This window comes from Woeseia sp. D3-10 (assembly GCF_055809415.1).
The window spans coordinates 2382592-2399143 of record NZ_JBVVTW010000007.1 but is presented as its reverse complement, the minus strand read 5'-3'; the positions used below and the strand labels follow the sequence as shown (position 1 = coordinate 2399143).

General features: G+C 58.7%; 16 protein-coding genes. 11 read left to right on the top strand and 5 right to left on the bottom strand.

Features of this window, described 5'->3' with window-relative positions; all coding sequences use genetic code 11:
• Nucleotides 1-2 precede the first annotated feature (2 nt).
• From AC0L8N_RS11065 to polA, 8 genes are all read left to right on the top strand, one after another.
• Nucleotides 3-1070: a P-loop NTPase family protein gene (locus tag AC0L8N_RS11065; RefSeq protein WP_473667713.1), complete on the top strand. Its 1068-nt coding sequence runs from the start codon at nt 3-5 to the stop codon at nt 1068-1070.
• Nucleotides 1067-2128, top strand: a complete 1062-nt coding sequence (argC, locus tag AC0L8N_RS11060) for an N-acetyl-gamma-glutamyl-phosphate reductase (protein ID WP_473667712.1) — start codon at nt 1067-1069, stop codon at nt 2126-2128. The genes AC0L8N_RS11065 and argC overlap by 4 nt, the downstream gene beginning before the upstream one ends.
• A gap of 7 nt (nt 2129-2135) precedes the next feature.
• Nucleotides 2136-3302, top strand: coding sequence for an aspartate aminotransferase family protein (locus tag AC0L8N_RS11055; protein WP_473667711.1), 1167 nt, complete (start codon nt 2136-2138; stop codon nt 3300-3302).
• A 15-nt stretch (nt 3303-3317) separates the two neighbouring features.
• On the top strand, nt 3318-4325 hold the full coding sequence (locus AC0L8N_RS11050) for an N-acetylornithine carbamoyltransferase (RefSeq protein ID WP_473667710.1): 1008 nt from the start codon (nt 3318-3320) through the stop codon (nt 4323-4325).
• Nucleotides 4322-5260: an acetylglutamate kinase gene (argB, locus tag AC0L8N_RS11045; protein WP_473667709.1), complete on the top strand. Its 939-nt coding sequence runs from the start codon at nt 4322-4324 to the stop codon at nt 5258-5260. The genes AC0L8N_RS11050 and argB overlap by 4 nt, the downstream gene beginning before the upstream one ends.
• Nucleotides 5257-6456, top strand: a complete 1200-nt coding sequence (argH, locus tag AC0L8N_RS11040) for an argininosuccinate lyase (protein ID WP_473667708.1) — start codon at nt 5257-5259, stop codon at nt 6454-6456. The genes argB and argH overlap by 4 nt, the downstream gene beginning before the upstream one ends.
• Before the next feature lie 72 nt (nt 6457-6528).
• On the top strand, nt 6529-6714 hold the full coding sequence (gene lptM, locus AC0L8N_RS11035) for an LPS translocon maturation chaperone LptM (protein WP_473667707.1): 186 nt from the start codon (nt 6529-6531) through the stop codon (nt 6712-6714).
• 13 nt (nt 6715-6727) lie between these two features.
• Nucleotides 6728-9430 (top strand): DNA polymerase I, encoded by a 2703-nt coding sequence (gene polA / locus AC0L8N_RS11030; protein WP_473667706.1) that lies wholly within the window; start codon nt 6728-6730, stop codon nt 9428-9430.
• Between the two features lie 184 nt (nt 9431-9614).
• Here polA and yihA read toward each other — a convergent pair whose 3' ends face one another.
• Nucleotides 9615-10223 carry a ribosome biogenesis GTP-binding protein YihA/YsxC gene (gene yihA, locus AC0L8N_RS11025; RefSeq protein WP_473667705.1) on the bottom strand — a complete coding sequence of 203 codons (609 nt, stop codon included), beginning with the start codon at nt 10221-10223 and terminating at the stop codon, nt 9615-9617.
• A gap of 192 nt (nt 10224-10415) precedes the next feature.
• On the opposite strand from yihA, the gene AC0L8N_RS11020 reads away from it, so the two are divergent.
• Both AC0L8N_RS11020 and AC0L8N_RS11015 read left to right on the top strand, forming a co-directional pair.
• Nucleotides 10416-11060, top strand: a complete 645-nt coding sequence (locus AC0L8N_RS11020) for a c-type cytochrome (RefSeq protein ID WP_473667704.1) — start codon at nt 10416-10418, stop codon at nt 11058-11060.
• A gap of 60 nt (nt 11061-11120) precedes the next feature.
• Nucleotides 11121-11972: a thiol:disulfide interchange protein DsbA/DsbL gene (locus AC0L8N_RS11015; RefSeq protein ID WP_473667703.1), complete on the top strand. Its 852-nt coding sequence runs from the start codon at nt 11121-11123 to the stop codon at nt 11970-11972.
• 44 nt (nt 11973-12016) lie between these two features.
• On the opposite strand, the gene AC0L8N_RS11010 is transcribed toward AC0L8N_RS11015, so the two are convergent.
• Nucleotides 12017-12916, bottom strand: coding sequence for a L,D-transpeptidase family protein (locus AC0L8N_RS11010; protein ID WP_473667702.1), 900 nt, complete (start codon nt 12914-12916; stop codon nt 12017-12019).
• Between the two features lie 484 nt (nt 12917-13400).
• Between AC0L8N_RS11010 and AC0L8N_RS11005 the strand changes: the two genes are divergently transcribed.
• Nucleotides 13401-14468, top strand: a complete 1068-nt coding sequence (locus AC0L8N_RS11005; protein WP_473667701.1) for a hypothetical protein — start codon at nt 13401-13403, stop codon at nt 14466-14468.
• Between the two features lie 150 nt (nt 14469-14618).
• Here the strand turns inward: AC0L8N_RS11005 and AC0L8N_RS11000 are convergent, their stop codons facing one another.
• From AC0L8N_RS11000 to AC0L8N_RS10990, 3 genes are all read right to left on the bottom strand, one after another.
• Nucleotides 14619-14873 (bottom strand): HPr family phosphocarrier protein, encoded by a 255-nt coding sequence (locus AC0L8N_RS11000; RefSeq protein WP_473667700.1) that lies wholly within the window; start codon nt 14871-14873, stop codon nt 14619-14621.
• Complete coding sequence (locus tag AC0L8N_RS10995) at nt 14870-15421, bottom strand: hypothetical protein (protein WP_473667699.1); 552 nt, start codon at nt 15419-15421, stop codon at nt 14870-14872. The genes AC0L8N_RS11000 and AC0L8N_RS10995 overlap by 4 nt, the downstream gene beginning before the upstream one ends.
• A gap of 141 nt (nt 15422-15562) precedes the next feature.
• Nucleotides 15563-16540, bottom strand: a complete 978-nt coding sequence (locus AC0L8N_RS10990; RefSeq protein WP_473667698.1) for a PA2778 family cysteine peptidase — start codon at nt 16538-16540, stop codon at nt 15563-15565.
• Nucleotides 16541-16552 lie beyond the last annotated feature (12 nt).

Here is a 16552-nt window from a genome sequence, read left to right as displayed (position 1 = left end):
ACATGCGCAGCATCCTCGTTGACAAAATCGCGTCCGTCGCGCAACACAGCAATCTCAGTCAGGAGTTGCGACTGGCGGATGATATCCCTTGCGAAGAAGGCGTCCTTATCGCTGTTCGGGTACTGAACAACAAGTCGCGGTACAACACGCTCGAACTCGTCAGTGGCCGCATGGCCACGGTCAAGCAAGGCGATATCGTGGTCGGTGCGCTGGGCCATCGTAAAGCCCTGCGCGGTTACTCGGGGCATCTACCCGAGAAACTAAACGTCGGCGATACCGTGCAGATTCTGAACATCGGCGGCGTCGTTGGCATCTGTGATTCAGCTAACCCGGATGTAGGGCCGCCGTTCGAATGCGAAGTGCTGGGCACTGTGCTGCATTTCCCGTACCTCGGAGAACGTATTGGCGTGCCTGCGCGGGTAGGCTCGACTACTTTGAACGTCGATGCAGATCTGGGCGCTCTCGGTATACCTGTCGTTGCTTTGGCAGGCACCTGCATGGACTCCGGCAAGACGGTCGCAGCCTGTGCGGTCGTCGCAGGATTGCGCCATCGCGGTTTACGCGTCGCAGCGTGTAAAGCAACCGGCGTCTCTTTGCGCCGCGACATTCTGGCGATGGAAGATGCCGGTGCCAGCGAATCAATGATCTTTTCCGATCTTGGTATCGTCACGACAACTGCCGACAACGGCCCCACACTCACACGCAATCTCCTGCGCAATCTCTCGACGCGGGAAGTTGATGTCATTGTTGTTGAACTCGGCGACGGACTGATAGGTGAATACGGTGTTGAAGCCATACTCTCCGACCCACTCATTCGCGACGCATTTACCGCCGTAATCCTGTGCGCGAATGACCCGGTCGGTGCGTGGGGCGGCACACGAATCCTGCGCGAACAATTTGGCATAGAGCCGGCTATCGTAACCGGACCAGCAACAGACAATGCCGTAGGCATTGACCAGATCCGGCAACGATTATCGCTGCCCGCGATTAACGCACTAACGGACGGCGCCGCACTCGGCAAACTCGTGGCCGATCTCGTCGTCGGAGCAACGACCAGGGCAAGCGCATGACAGACAGAATACCCGCGGTCGTATTGGGTGCCACCGGTTACGTTGGTGGCGAACTGCTGCGCCTGCTCGCGGTGCACCCGCACTTTGAACTGCTCGCGGCCGTCTCAACCTCGCAAGCCGGGCAGCCCATCGCGACAACATTTTCCGCGCTCGCGCCCGCGTGGCCAGACACAACTTTCAGCAGGCCAGAGGACAGTCTCGCCATGCTAGCGGATGTCGATCAGCTGGCACTGTTCTCTGCAGCGCCGCACGGTGCCTCTGCCGCAATGGTCGCGCAGTTCGTGGAGGCGGCGCACAGCCACAATGTCGAATTGCATGTCGTCGATTCGTCTGCCGATTTTCGATACCCATCGGCGACTGACTACGAAGCCGTTTACGCCACTCCACACGGCGCCAGCCAGTTACTCGCCGACTTCGAGCAAGGCGTACCGGAACACGTCGCTACCACAACAAAGAAACACGTCGGTCACCCCGGCTGTTTTGCGACGGCCGCACTGCTTGCCGCCGTGCCATTATGTGCCTCCGCGTACGCACCGGGCAGCCTGTTCATCAATGGCATTACCGGCAGCACCGGCTCCGGTCGCAGCCCGCTGCCAGGCACACACCATCCGGAACGGCACAGTAATTTGTATGCCTATAAACCCCTCGGACATCGGCACGCGCCGGAAATTGCGGCGTACATCGCCAATGCGGGCGGCGGCAACGCGCAGGTCAATTTCGTGCCGCACTCCGGTCCCTTTGCACGCGGTATACACGTGACGCTCCAGACAGAAGTAAAGAATGCAGTTAGTGTCGAAGAACTTCGGCAGCGCTATCGGGATTTCTACGCCGACGCCGCTTTCGTGCGCGTCGTACCCGGCACTCCACGCATTAAGGATGTCGTAACCAGCAACTATTGCCATATTGGCGTCGCCACCGAGGGCAACACCGTGGTTGTCATGAGTGCGATCGACAATCTCGTCAAAGGCGCCGCTGGCGGCGCGATGCAATGGATGAATCGCCTGTGGTCACTCCCCGAAACCAGCGGATTGCTGGCAACAGCGCCGGCCTGGACCTGAGGTAGTCATGCAATCCAACGCCAGACAGCGCGAGGCAGCAGCAACCGTTCCCGTTTACCCGCAACTGGACATCGACCCGGTGCGTGCCGCCGGCTGCGATATTTTTACGAGCGATGGTCGTCAGATTCTCGACCTGTACGGTGGTCATGCTGTCGCCGCACTCGGCTATTCGCATCCGCGACTGTTCGAAGCCATTGACGAGCAAGCACGTCGTTTGCTGTTTCAAAGCAACGCCGTTGCGCTCGATGTTCGCGCGGCAGCGGCTGAAGCACTGGTTGCCATCGCCCCTGAATCACTCACTCGTGCGTTCTTTGTAAACAGCGGCGCAGAAGCCAACGAGAATGCATTACGCATCGCCTGCAAAGCTACCGGCCGCGGCAAGATCGTCGCACTGACGCAAGGCTTCCACGGCCGAACAGCCGCTGCAGCGGCCGTCACCTGGAATGCCGCGCAAAGCTGGTACGGCTTCCCGCGTCTGCCTTTTGATGTTGAGTTCCTGCAGCGGAACGACATAGCAGCGGCGAAACGCTGCATCGACAATAGCGTCGCTGCCGTCATCTTTGAACCGGTACAGGGCGTCGCTGGTGCCTTCGATCTCGATTTCGAGTTCGTTGCCACATTGCGTTCCGCCTGCAATGCGAGCGGCGCATTATTGATCGCCGATGAAGTGCAATCCGGCATGGGTCGCTCCGGGCAATTCTTCGCCTCACAGGTATACGGCATTGAACCGGACCTGCTGACCAGTGCCAAGTCGCTCGGCGGAGGTTTCCCGTGTGCAGCCCTGTTGTCTACCGAACACCTCAGTGCAGGTATGCGCAGCGGTGATCTGGGCTCCACCTTTGGCGGCGGCCCGGTTGCAGCGGCATCGATATCGGCTGTGATCAACACCATTCGTGATGAAAACCTGCTGCAGAACGTTCGTGAACGTGAAACGCAGATTCGTGAAGTTTGCGTCGCCGGCCCGGTTCAGCGCATTCAGGGCATGGGACTCCTGCTCGGCCTGGTCTGCGACCGGCCGGCCAGGGAAGTTCATGCCGCATTGCTCGAGCACGACATCCTCACCGGCACCAGCGCCGACCCCACTGTTTTGCGGCTGTTGCCGCCTTTGGTTCTGCAAGCCGATCACGTGGTCCGCCTCGCAGAAGCTCTCGCAACCATCGTTCCCAATACCTGATCGTAAGGATTACCCATGAAAGCGTTCAACGACCTCGCCGACTTTGCCCGGGAAGACATCGCCAGTCTGATTGAGCTGGCAACCCGCCTCGACCACTCGCCTGAACCCGAGGCGCTGCGTGGCAAGGTCCTGTCGCTGCTATTCCTCAGCCCGTCCTTGCGCACGCTGGCATCGTTCCAGGCGGCCATGGTCCGGCTTGGTGGCGGTTCGTTTGTCATCTCGCCGGACATGTCGATCCACGGCCTCGAAACGCGGCCGGGTATTGTCATGGATGGCACGGCCGCCGAGCACATTCGTGAAGCCGTACCGGTGATTGCGTCCTATGGCGATGCCATTGGCATACGCGCGTTCGCCGAGCGTCGCAGCCTGGAAGCGGACCTCGCTGAAACAGAGTTTTCTGCGTTAACGAAGCTTGCCAACAAGCCCTACATCAACATGGAATCGGCGATGAACCATCCTTGCCAGAGCCTTGCAGACTGGAAAACGATGGACGATCTCGGCATTCCGGAAAACGGCGGGAAATTCGTTTTGAGCTGGGCGTATCACCCGAAAGCACTGCCGCTCGCCGTACCTTCCACCACCGTGCACATGGCTGCGATGCGTGGCATGGACGTCACTGTCCTGCGCCCGGAAGGTTTCGAACTTCCGGCAAGCATCATGGACAAAGCCCGATCCGCGGCAGCCGCATCCGGTGGCTCCGTCACCGAGACCGATGACCGGCAGTCGGCGATGCAGGGCGCCCATGTCATCTACGCCAAGTCATGGTCATCAACCAAGCACTATGGCGATCGTGCCGGAGACGAAGCATTGCGTCGTGGCCTCGACAACTGGTGCGTCGATGAGCCCTGGTTTGAACCCGCGCGCGATGACTGCCGCTTCATGCATTGCCTGCCCGTACGCCGTGGCGTGGTGGTCAGCGAGGCCGTGCTCGACGGACCGCGTAGCGTTGTCATCCACGAAGCACGCAATCGCATGCTGGCGCAGATGGCTGTACTGCACCAAATGCTCGGAGGTTCGAAATGAGCTTGAATCGCGACCGCGCTGTCGTCGTCTCCGCACTGAAACATGCGGCACCGTATATCCGTTTGTTCAAGGGCAAGGTATTTGTCCTGAAAGTCGGTGGAGAGATATTCGCGGACGCAGCCACGACCCGCTCGATCATGGAGCAGGTCGGCATCCTCTATCAGGTGGGTATCAAGGTGGTCATGGTGCATGGCGGCGGACCGCAATCAACTGAGCTCGCGAAGGCGCTGGGCCTCGACACCAAGTTCATCGATGGCCGACGAGTAACTGATGGCCCGTCACTCGATGTCGCCACCATGGTCTTGAACGGCCAGATCAACACCCGGGTACTCGCTGTCTGCCGCGATCTCGAGATTCCCGCCGTTGGCATAAGCGGCGTGGATGCCGGCTTGATTCGTGCCCATCGCCGCCCGCCAGTACAGAAGGCGGGACACGCTGACGTTGACTACGGATTTGTGGGCGACATAGACACCGTCGATGCGGACGTGCTGCGCAAACAACTGGATAACGGCCTGATGCCCGTCGTCAGCCCGCTGTCCTGTGATTCCTCCGGCACTATTCTGAACATCAACGCGGATACGGTTGCTGCCGCCATTGCCGCAGAGCTGAAAGCCGAAAAGCTGATACTCGCCACCGGTGCGCCGGGCATCCTCAAGGACCGCAACGACCCGCAGTCACTCATCTCTTATATCGACCGGGCGGGCTTGCGCAAACTGGGCGACGACGGCCACCTCGCCGACGGCATGCTGCCGAAAGCAGCCGCCATCGATGCCGCCATTGCCAACGGTGTCAGCCGCGTGCACATCATTTCCTACAAAATGCCGGACAGCCTCTTGCTGGAAGTGTTCACCAACGAAGGCACCGGTACGCTGGTCGTCGATGACATAGGCGCGTTGACGCCGGCCGAACAAAGCGCTGCCGAGGATAAAGCATGAGTCGCTTATGGGAAAAAGGACTGCCGCTTGATGAGCGTGTGCTGCGGTACACAGCCGGTGAGGATCACGTGCTCGACGCCAGACTGGTCGACTACGACGTTCAGGGCTCAGTCGCGCATGCCGAGATGCTCAATCAACAAGGCCTGCTGAGCGATGCGGATTGCAACGCGATTTGTGCAGGCCTCGTTGAACTTGGTGCGCAACACGCCGCAGGCAACTGGCACATTGAGTTGGCTGATGAGGACGTGCACACGGCACTCGAAACCCGTCTGACGCAAAATATTGGCGCAGCCGGTGGCCGCTTGCACCTGGGTCGATCGCGCAATGATCAAGTTCTGACCGCGTTGCGGCTGTACCTGCTCGATGCGACCAATGCCGTGAAGAGCAGCGTGCAGGGCCTGAACAAATCACTGGCCGATCTTGAACAACGTCAGGGTGACGTGACCCTGCCCGGTTATACCCACATGCAACAGGCCATGCCCTCCACGGTCGCCTGGTGGGCAGGCGGTTTCGCCGAAGCGTTCGCCGATGCTCTGGACGGTCTGGACAGCAGTCGCCGCCGCATGGCCAAGAACCCACTGGGCAGTGCCGCCGGTTACGGCACGCCCGGACTCAATCTCGATCGGGACGCGACCACCAGGAAACTCGGCTTCGATGTCACCCAAACACCCGTAACGGCCGTGCAACTGTCGCGCGGCAAAGCCGAAGCCGGGCTGTTGTTTGAGCTGACTTTGCTGATGCAGGACCTCGGCCGTCTCGCCAGTGATCTGCTGATGTTCTACACCCAGGAATTCGGCTATGTCGCTTTGGCTGACGACGTTACCACCGGCTCGTCAATCATGCCGCAGAAGCGCAACCCGGATGTCCTGGAGCTGGTGCGCGGCGCAACCGCAACCGTGCAGGCCAGCCTGCAGGAATGCCTGATGATCGTTGCCAAATTGCCGTCCGGCTTCCAGCGCGACGCACAACGCATCAAGGCACCCTTGTTCCGCGGCATCGATCTCACGATAGAAAGTGTCGACATCATGGCTTACCTGATTTCGCGCATGGAATTCAGGCCCGAGAACATCCGCCTTGACGACGGACTGTATGCCGCCGAACGCGCATACGCGCTGGTTGCGAACGAAGGCATACCCTTCCGAGACGCTTACCGACGGGTTGCCGCGCAGTATGGCGGGAACAGACAGCCGGACTGAAATCACGCCACAAGCGGGAACCGGCATTTCGATCTGGTATACCATGCGTCTACTCTAAATCGGTGGACGCTCATGAATTTCACTCGCTCTTTGGCCGGCCTCCTGCTGGCCGCGCTTGCCCTGTCCGGCTGCGGCCAGAAAGGGCCGTTGTACTTACCCGGCGACCCGGACCAGGTCCGCTCGGAAGTGCCAACCACCAACGACAGCACTGTTCCTGACGAAGACGATCAGGAAGAGCAAAACAAACAGCAACCCTGAAGACAGGCAAACCATGAGCCAGAAAAAACTCGTACTCGTGGACGGGTCGTCGTACCTGTACCGCGCATTTCATGCACTGCCGCCGCTGACAACAGCGAAAGGCGAACCGACTGGCGCGTTGCACGGCGTGCTGAACATGCTGATCAAGCTGCTGCGCGAACACGAGAGTCACTATGTCGCCGTGGTGTTTGACGCTCCGGGCAAGACCTTTCGCGATGAGTTGTTTGAAGAGTACAAATCCAATCGCCCACCCATGCCGGACGAATTGCGAGCACAGGTAGGGCCATTGCTCGATGTTGTGCCGGCGCTTGGCTTGCCGTTGCTACGCATCGAAGGTGTCGAAGCCGACGACGTGATCGGAACCCTGTGCCGAACAGCCAGCGCGGCCGGCATGCAGGTGCTGGTATCCACCGGCGACAAGGACATGGCGCAGCTCGTCAATGAACAGGTGACGCTGGTCAACACCATGACCGACACCTATATGGACCGCGATGGCGTAAAGAAAAAGTTCGACGTCTGGCCGGAACAGATTATTGACTACCTCGCGCTGGTCGGTGACAAGTCCGATAACATTCCGGGCGTGCCGAAGGTAGGCCCGAAGACCGCCGCCAAATGGCTGAATGAATACAACGATATCGACACGCTGATCGCCCGCGCCGATGAGATCGGCGGTAAGGTCGGCGAAAGCCTGCGCGATAATCTGGAGCAACTGGACCTGTCGCGCCAGCTTGCGACAATCCGGCAAACCGTCGAGCTGGCCGAAACGCCGGAAGAGCTGCGCGTAACTCAACCCGACAACGATTTCCTGCGGACCTTTTACGAACACTACGAACTGCGCACCTTGTTGCGTCAGCTCCTCGAGAGCGGAGATGCCGAAGAGATCGCTACCGCTGAGCCTGTGGCGGTTGAAGGCCAGTACGAAACCGTCCTCACGCAGGCCGCGTTCGATCAATGGCTGAAAAAAATCACTTCGGCAGAGCTGGTCGCACTCGATACCGAAACCACCAGCCTCAATTACATGAATGCCGAACTCGTCGGTATTTCACTGGCGGTCAAGGAAGGCGAAGCCGCCTACATCCCCATCGCCCACGATTACCCAGGCGCACCGGACCAGTTGTCACGCGATGCCGTGCTCAAAGCAATGCAGCCATGGCTGGAAGATCCGGCGAAACACAAAGTGGGGCATCACCTTAAGTACGATGCGCACATTTTCGCCCGCTACGGCATACAACTGGCCGGCATTCAGTTCGATTCCATGCTGGAATCCTATGTCCTGAACAGCGTCGCGACCCGGCATGACATGGATTCGACCTGCCGCCACTACCTTGGCATCGACACGATTCATTACGAAGATGTCGCTGGCAAAGGCGCGAAGCAGATTACTTTTAATCAGGTTGCGTTGGAGCAAGCTGCACCCTATGCGGCCGAAGACGCCGACATAACCCTGCGACTGCACCAGAAGCTAAAGAGTGAACTCGACCAGATCGAATCTCTTTCAACGCTTTACAAGACCATAGAGCAACCACTGGTACCGGTACTGATCGCAATGGAAGAGACCGGCGTACTGGTGGATCGCGGCATGCTGAAAAAGCAAAGCGGCGAACTGGCCAAAACCATGGCCAAGCTGGAAACGGAAGCCCACGAAGCGGCCGGCGGCCCGTTCAATCTCGGCTCACCGAAACAACTGCAGGAAATCCTTTTCGAGAAACTGGCGTTACCGGTCGTACGCAAGACTCCGAAGGGCCAGCCTTCGACAGCCGAAGACGTGCTCGCGGAACTGGCCGACGATTACGACTTGCCACGGATCATTCTGGAGTACCGCAGTGTCAGCAAGTTAAAAAGCACGTACACCGACAAGTTGCCGCTGCAGATCAACGAAGCCTCCGGACGAATACACACCTCCTATCACCAGGCCGTCGCTGCCACCGGTCGCCTGTCGTCGACCGATCCGAATTTGCAGAACATTCCGATTCGCAGCGAGGAAGGCCGACGTATCCGCAAAGCCTTCGTCGCCCCTGAGGGCAAAATCCTGCTGGCCGCCGACTATTCGCAAATCGAACTGCGCATCATGGCGCACCTGTCAGGGGACGCCGGCCTGCTGGACGCATTTAATGAAGAACGCGACGTGCATCAGGCAACAGCGGCGGAAGTGTTTGGGGTACCGATTAACGAGGTCACCACCAATCAGCGTCGTTCCGCGAAAGCCATCAACTTCGGCCTGATGTACGGCATGTCGGCCTTCGGGCTCGCGAAGCAGCTGGGTACGTCTCGCGGCGAGGCGCAGGAATACGTCGATCTCTATTTTGATCGCTACCCCGGCGTCAAAGCCTACATGGACAATATCCGCGAACAGGCCCGCCAGGCGGGCTATGTCGAAACCCTGTTCGGCCGCCGGCTGTACCTGCCGCAAATCAACGATCGCAATGCGCAGCGTCGTCAGTACGCCGAACGCAGCGCCATCAACGCACCAATGCAAGGCACGGCCGCCGACATCATCAAGAAAGCCATGATTGACGTGTTCGCCTGGCTGCAGAAAGACAAGCCGCCTGCGCGCCTGATCATGCAGGTCCACGATGAACTGGTGTTTGAGATAGACCCGGACGCTGCGGACGAGCTGAGCAGCACCATTACGGAGCTCATGTGCAATGCCGCCGACCTCGCGGTGCCGTTGCTTGTTGAGGTTGGCCAGGGACTCAACTGGGACGAGGCTCATTAGGCCGATAGTATTTGTTTATCAGATACTTAGGAGATAAGGGAACTCTTCGCCAGCGCGTTGTTCCAAATTCCCGAGTGGTATTTCACTCGCCTGTTTATCTCCCTACTCAGGCAAGCAATTCGGCTGCCCCAAGCCAGTTGCATTACTTAACCCCGGATGCCATCAACGGCATTCCGGGTTTTTTTTATGCGGGCTCGCTGCGGTTCCGCGGCTCTTGCAGGAAAACGCCGAGTTGCTCGCGCGCGTCATCAAGACCCGTGCGTTTGAGGGCGGAAAACAGCTGCACGGTGGCCGTATCGGCCAGCTCGCGGCGAACCGTCAGCAACGCGTTGGCCGCCTGACCACGCTTCAGCTTGTCGCATTTGGTGAGCAGGACGTGCACCGGCACCTCAACCGAGTGGCACAATGACAGCAACTGCTGATCGAAATCAGTCAGGCCACGCCGGATATCGACGACCAGCAACAGGCCTTGCAGGCTTTTGCGCTGCTCGAAGTACTGCTGGATCAACTGGCCCCAATGCGCCCGGGTGCTTGCCGTCACCTTGGCAAAGCCGTAACCGGGCAAATCCACAAGCCTGGCCTCTTCGCGCAGTGAAAAGAAATTGATCAGCTGGGTGCGTCCGGGGGTCTTGCTGGTCCGGGCGAACTGGCGGCGGTTGACGATCACATTGATCGCACTGGATTTTCCGGCATTCGAGCGGCCGGCGACCGCCACTTCGCAGCCGGAATCAGCCACGAACTGGGAGGGAGCATTTGCGCTCGTCAGGAAATGTGCATCGGGGTATTGCGACATGGGATACCGCCCCGATGTGTGTATAATTTGGGGCCTTCTGAGATCAGTGATTCGGCGTGCCTAGTCTGACGACTATTAGGCGGGGCGGCAACAAGCCACGGCATTCCGGCACTGACACCATCGGAAGATTTTCTTCAAAAACCGCGTTCGGCAGCGAATAGTGACTGTCGGCCGCAGAGTACGGATCACGATATGAATCTGAAGTTTGCTGCTTTTGCGCTCGTCGCGACCTTGCTGTCCTCTACGGCCAGCGCCGATGGCATCGTTGAGGGCTCGGCTGACGCCGGCAAGGACAAGTCAATAACCTGCGCGGCCTGCCATGGCGCGGATGGCAACAGTGTCAATCCAGCGTGGCCCAGCATCGCCGGTCAACATGCCAGTTACATCGTCAAGCAGTTGCAGGCATTCAAGCGCGGCGAGCGAGCCGATGCGCTGATGACCGGGCAAGCGATGATGCTGTCCGACGAAGACATGAATAATCTCGCGGTGTACTACTCGGAACAACGTCCGGCCAGCCGTGCCGTAGCGGATGCCAGCCTGGTGAGCAAGGGTGAGGCGCTGTACCGCGGCGGCGATCAGGAGTCTTCTGCCTCGGCCTGCATCGCGTGTCACGGCCCGACCGGCAAAGGCAATCCAGCGGCCTCTTACCCGTCGATTCGTGGACAGTACGCGGTGTATACCGCCAAGCAACTCCACGATTACGCCAGTGGCGCACGAAAATCTGATGGTGTAACCCGCGTTATGCGCGATGTGGCCGCGCGACTGAGTGATGATGACATCAAGGCCGTCTCCGCTTATGTCCAAGGCTTACGTGGCGGCGTTACAGCGGGCGAGTAAGGCCCTGAACCTTTTACCGTTCTACCCGGTCAGAATGAGCATTATCGTCGGAGTTACCCAATGAAGTATTTGCATGTCCACGCGTTTGTATTGGCCCTGATTTTGAGTGGCTGCGGTTCGGAACAGGCGGGCCCGGCCAGTAATGCCACAGTAGACACGTCGCGCGACGACGTGGTGCAGGAAGCGCCCGCCGTAATCGAGCCACCCGTGGCTGACGAAAAGCTGCCCCCGACGCTGGTTGAGGAATCGTCAGCGGAAGAAGCCGAAGACCAGAACACGGATGACGTGCCGCTGCTGTTGGCTCAGGCCGATACGTCGGCAGCCCGTGACTGGCAATTCAAGGAAGGTCAGCAGTACTTCCGCCTGGTCCCTACCCAACCGACGGTCGGTGGTGCCGATAAAATCGAAGTGGCCGAAATTTTTTGGTACGGCTGCAATCATTGCTACGACTTCGAGCCGATCATCAATCAATGGGCGCAGGGCAAACCGGCGAACTCACGGTTCGTACGGATACCGGCCATGTGGAACCCGCTGGTCAAACTGCACGCGCAGCTCTACTACACCGAAGAAGTACTGGCCAAGAACGGCAAGCTCGCTGATCCTGAAGAGTTCCGTGCCACCGTATTTCGCGAGTATCACCAGCGTGGCAACCGCCTGACCTCAGAAGGCACGATTCAAGCCTTGTTCGAGCGCTTTGGTGTCAGTGCCGAAGACTTCAGCAGCACGTGGAAGTCCTTCGAAGTCGCGCAGAAAATGCGCGTTGCCGAGGATCTCGGCCGCCGTTACGGCATCACCGGTGTGCCGGCAGTCGTTGTCAATGGCAAGTACCGCACGGGTGCAGGGGAAGCTGGTGGCTACCCCAACCTGATCAAAGTCATCGACGAACTCATCGAGCGGGAATCCATCCGCTAAGAACCCACGGTCATCTGCCGGACAGGCTCCTGTTCGGCAGATGACTAGCCGTGATCTTCCGTCACGATCTGCCAGTTCTGTGCGTCGTTGCGACGCCAGTACAAACGCTTTTGCGTGAGCACTTCCCGGCCGTCATACACCATGACTTGCGTGAAACGGCTGAGGTACAGACCTGCCTCCTCCGGATCGGCCAGCAACATTACATCGCGCAGAGTGACAGCGGAGTCGCCGCGCGCCGCAAACACGTTGGCCCACCAGGTCGACCAGTCATTCTTGTCCATGTCCTGCTGCCGAAAATCGGCCGAGTAAAGTGACAGATACGCGGCCACATCACCTTCATTGATACTCGTTTGCCACCGTGCCAGGGCACGGCGAAATTCCGCGCGTGTCTCTGCGATATCGCTCGCAGGCGCCCATTGCAGCTCACGAGCGACGATGACCGGAGTGACCAATGGTTGCAGATCGCCAGCAATACGCACGATCTCTTCATTCGGTAAAGCGAGGCACCCATCGGTATCGAGTGGCGGCCGTTCGGGATCGTTACGATCAACACCGTGGAGCCAGATGCCGTCGCCGGTGCGCTTCAGGTAGCGATCCCAGGCGTTTGGGTAATCAAGCACGAAGGCTGCGTCGCCGTACTTGTCATGTAACCGACTGGTATCCAGCTCTTCGGTAATGAAATAGATGCCGAGCGGCGTCTTGCGGTCCCACGCACGCTGTTTACCAACGCCGTTGCGGCCAATCGACATGTAGCGTTCATCCAGCTGCACAATACCGTGGCCATTGTTCTCGAAACGGTAAAGCGAGGCATCGTCCGCGTTTGCAATCAGAATTTCTCCGACACTGGCGGGCAATTCCAGCAACCAGGCCGGCACACGGTCAGCCGCCACAGCATGCGTGGTGCCGAACAGAATCAGCATGGCGGTGGCCAGAGTTGCTCGCATGGACGTCGGTCTCCTTGAGGGATCCCGGATACTAACGCCATCCGGCTGACGGCTCCATGCGCTGGCCGTCACAATTCAACTTTTCTGCCGACAACGAACACCCCCCCGCTCGATTAAGCACCCGAAAAGGCGGCAGGCAACCTGTCTCGTATCAAGAACTGCAGAACCCGGCAATCCCGAGCATCCTCTTGTACGCATTCCGGAATATTCTCGCGCTAGTTACAGGAGACGATTTTCACACACGAATATTGATAAATTTGAATGGGTTTCAAAACTATTCTCGAGTTGTTAGAGTCTCTGCTCGCAGCGAATCCGGATGAACGCTACAGCACGACGTAAGGGACTGCGCTTGCTCAATACCCATCGAAGGCTTCTACCTCTCCTGATAGTCATGTTGTCGGCCGGCTGCAGCTCGGTGTCCGAACGCAGTGATCAACGGTCAGCGTCCAGCACTGAGCGGAGCAGCAACCGAGAGAGCGTGGCAATGAAGGTCAATGGTGCCCTGCCATTCCAGCAGCAACGTCCCGGCGATGCCGCATTCTTCACCAGTCGTGCCAATGTCAGTATCGATGCTGACTGGCTCGAGTACGAAGCAGAATACGCTTTCGAGCCAGGGGCGATACTCAGCTCCAACAGTCAGCTTGGTCTGCCGAAAAGTGCACCTAAACGTTTTGGCAATCAACGTGCAGGACAGAATGTAAAACTCAAGTTGCCGGAAGTCGCCGGCGCACCGCTGCTGATGGGCTTTGCCAGCAAGACAAAAAACCAGTGGGCGGTCGACGGGTTTCGGGTGAATCGCGAGCGCAGCGCGAACATCCGCTGGGCACCGGGTGCCGCCGAAGTAGCACTGCAGTGGAAGGGCGAAGGCTCTTCCTATGAGCGCACATCGGCGCTCAACTGTGATTTGCAGGGAACGCTGCGCCTGCCATTGTCGGAACAAGCGGGATATTCGCGGAAAATCACTATTGCAAGCAATCGCTGCACGGTCGTCGAACAACATACGGCCTACGCAGGATTGCAGGCCAGGACCTGGGGCTTCGGCTATGTATGGGCCGCACCGGGTAGGGAAAGCACTGCGTCTTTATCGGTCATTCGACCCGAACCCGGAACAACCATCGAACGGGTCGACTTGATGAAGAGTTATGAACTTGGGCTCGGCCACACACTGGACTTCGGCCCGTTAAGCGCGTCGACACGCATTGCTATGCGGAGGCGGGAATTCGCCCACGTAACCTCACCGTTGTTAACGCTCGATGATGGCCTCACCGATGCACAATGGGTCGCCAAAACATCCCTTAAATGGAAGCAGGAATATGCAAGCGTAACCGCCAGCTGGTTGCAGGGCGCCAATCCGCTTTGGTTCGCCCCGGAGTTTGGGCGACATCAGGACAGCTTTCGGCTAAACCTCGATCTTTCCGGTTTTGTCGCACGACAACTGCCCTTCTCCCACCCCGAACTCACAATGAACTGGAAATGGTCTGAGACGCAGACCGCCCGGGACCTGACCGTTGGCGGCAAGACTCTGGACCTTCGTATGGCCCTGCTGTTCTGAACAGCTCGTCGGCGTTACAGCAACGTCTCCACAAGAAAACGAGTATCGCGTAATGAGCGGAGCAGCAACGCGTGACGTTACTGCAGTTGCGCACAGCTATTTTGAGCCGGTACTTTAGCCCGACAAGAATTCCGGTCAGAACTGAACGGGTTATTCGCGCTCAAAAAGTGCAACCACCGCCGCAAGCGCCTCCTCCTCATCCGGCCCCTCGGCGCCGACCTCAACAGTCGCTCCTGACTCCATCGCAAGCATCATGATCGCGAGCGTCGATGACGCATCCGCACGGTGTTCACCCTTGGCAATCTCAATTTTCGAGTGGAACTGGCTGGCAATGCGCGCGATGCGCGCGCTTGGCCGGGCATGGATGCCCAATCGGTCCGAAACAACAACGGTTTGTTTGATCATCGGCTGGCCGGATTGAACGACAAGGCGCTCTGAATGACGGGATAGAGCTGTTTCGCCCGATCAATTTTTGCACGCAACTCCGGCAACCGCTCCTGATACGCTGCCTTGTCGCTGCTGTGCTCTTTCCGGGTCAGAACATCGAGTAGCAAGGTGACGTCCTGACACAGGCGCTTGAACTCGTGCAGGTCTCTGAAAACGTCGTCGGGCACAAACGCTCTCCAGCGGAACAGGTTTTCGGTCAGGTGGTGACATAGTACGGCGATGTCGTCGTGCCACAGATTTGCTGAGGGCTGTTCCAGTCCGTGCTCAAGCATCTTCCGCAAGCGGTAGATGATTTCAAGAATTTCCGGGTAGATGCCCAGCCGTTGATCGAGCAGGACTTCATTAAGTCGCCGGCGTTCCTCGAATTCGAGCTGCAACTTGTCTTCCAGCGGTTTGAAACGGAGGTCCACTGCTCTCTTCAGGTAGTAGCGCACCACGAAAGATAACAGCGCAACGGTCGTCGCCGAGGTAACAATCGCGAGTAAGACAGAATTGACAGTGTTCATGAAACTACCTGTGTTTGGTTGCCGCCGGCGAGCTGCAGGAAAAAAGTTCGGTGCCAACATTGCAACGGCTGATGGACGGTCATCATCAGGATACCGTCTCCCCCGTGTCATGCAATGTGCCCGGCAGCGCTGCCAGGCAGGTTAATGCAGAATCGTGCGGGTCTGTTCGTTGCGGGTTTTCGTATCGCGGATTTCGGTCAGCGTTCGCTCAACCTCAGCCTGCAGCTCTGCATCGTCGCCTGAATTTTCCAGCGCCAGCACTGCTTCCTGCTCGGCTTCTGCAAAACGGCGTTGCTGCATTAACGCCAAGGCAAGATTGTTGCGTGCTACGGCAAGCGATGGCTGCAGACGCAGCAGGCGACGGTAGCCTTGTTCGGCGGCCGGCCAGTCCTGCAACACATAGTGGCTGTTTGCCAAACCGAACCAACTGACCGCACTATCAGGCCAGCGATCGACCGCAGTTTTCCACGCCCGCAACGCGGTTTCATGCCGGCCCGTTTGTTCCAGCGCTGATAACGAACTGAACCAGCGACCGCGGTCAACATCGACCGGCAGTTCATCGGCACGCAGAGCAACCATTCCCCAGTAGTCACTGCGCCGCCAGGTTCGCATGAAGGTTGTCAGCTTTGTAACCCGGCGCGCATCGACACCCGAACGCAACACGACCTGTCCGTTTAGTGCATCCACTCCGATAACCACCGCGTAGTGCCAGCGCGGCAACCAGCTAACGCCAAGGTTCTGCAGCACCAGGACAGGTCGTCCGGCGCGAACTTCGGCAGCCAATGCTTCAATAGTGCCGTCGACACGATAGGGCACCCGCTCGGCCGCGCGGGTAGCTGCCAGCAGCTCGGGCTGAAGACTGCCTTCCCGACCCGGCAGGTAGACCTGACGGACCAGCGTGTCCATGTCCGTTGCGACACCACTGTGATCGAGCAAGGTTAGTAACGCTGCCGGGCCGCACTGATAGAGCGCCTGGGGATGAAACGGCGTCTCGGTCAGTTCGGGTACCGTGCCAATCGCCACGGTATCAATGGCCGGCAACCGAGTAGATGCACAACCGGTCAGCAGCGAACAACAAAAAAAGACCAGCGCGAGGCTGGTCTTTGCATAACGGCTCATCGCCTTGGGTAC

What these genes read in the sequence shown, in the direction of transcription:
- AC0L8N_RS11065 (WP_473667713.1), top strand. Translation starts at nt 3, where the DNA reads ATGCGCAGCATCCTCGTTGACAAAATCGCGTCCGTCGCGCAACACAGC.
- argC (WP_473667712.1), top strand. Translation starts at nt 1,067, where the DNA reads ATGACAGACAGAATACCCGCGGTCGTATTGGGTGCCACCGGTTACGTT.
- AC0L8N_RS11055 (WP_473667711.1), top strand. Translation starts at nt 2,136, where the DNA reads ATGCAATCCAACGCCAGACAGCGCGAGGCAGCAGCAACCGTTCCCGTT.
- AC0L8N_RS11050 (WP_473667710.1), top strand. Translation starts at nt 3,318, where the DNA reads ATGAAAGCGTTCAACGACCTCGCCGACTTTGCCCGGGAAGACATCGCC.
- argB (WP_473667709.1), top strand. Translation starts at nt 4,322, where the DNA reads ATGAGCTTGAATCGCGACCGCGCTGTCGTCGTCTCCGCACTGAAACAT.
- argH (WP_473667708.1), top strand. Translation starts at nt 5,257, where the DNA reads ATGAGTCGCTTATGGGAAAAAGGACTGCCGCTTGATGAGCGTGTGCTG.
- lptM (WP_473667707.1), top strand. Translation starts at nt 6,529, where the DNA reads ATGAATTTCACTCGCTCTTTGGCCGGCCTCCTGCTGGCCGCGCTTGCC.
- polA (WP_473667706.1), top strand. Translation starts at nt 6,728, where the DNA reads ATGAGCCAGAAAAAACTCGTACTCGTGGACGGGTCGTCGTACCTGTAC.
- yihA (WP_473667705.1), bottom strand. Translation starts at nt 10,223, where the DNA reads ATGTCGCAATACCCCGATGCACATTTCCTGACGAGCGCAAATGCTCCC.
- AC0L8N_RS11020 (WP_473667704.1), top strand. Translation starts at nt 10,416, where the DNA reads ATGAATCTGAAGTTTGCTGCTTTTGCGCTCGTCGCGACCTTGCTGTCC.
- AC0L8N_RS11015 (WP_473667703.1), top strand. Translation starts at nt 11,121, where the DNA reads ATGAAGTATTTGCATGTCCACGCGTTTGTATTGGCCCTGATTTTGAGT.
- AC0L8N_RS11010 (WP_473667702.1), bottom strand. Translation starts at nt 12,916, where the DNA reads ATGCGAGCAACTCTGGCCACCGCCATGCTGATTCTGTTCGGCACCACG.
- AC0L8N_RS11005 (WP_473667701.1), top strand. Translation starts at nt 13,401, where the DNA reads ATGAAGGTCAATGGTGCCCTGCCATTCCAGCAGCAACGTCCCGGCGAT.
- AC0L8N_RS11000 (WP_473667700.1), bottom strand. Translation starts at nt 14,873, where the DNA reads ATGATCAAACAAACCGTTGTTGTTTCGGACCGATTGGGCATCCATGCC.
- AC0L8N_RS10995 (WP_473667699.1), bottom strand. Translation starts at nt 15,421, where the DNA reads ATGAACACTGTCAATTCTGTCTTACTCGCGATTGTTACCTCGGCGACG.
- AC0L8N_RS10990 (WP_473667698.1), bottom strand. Translation starts at nt 16,540, where the DNA reads ATGAGCCGTTATGCAAAGACCAGCCTCGCGCTGGTCTTTTTTTGTTGT.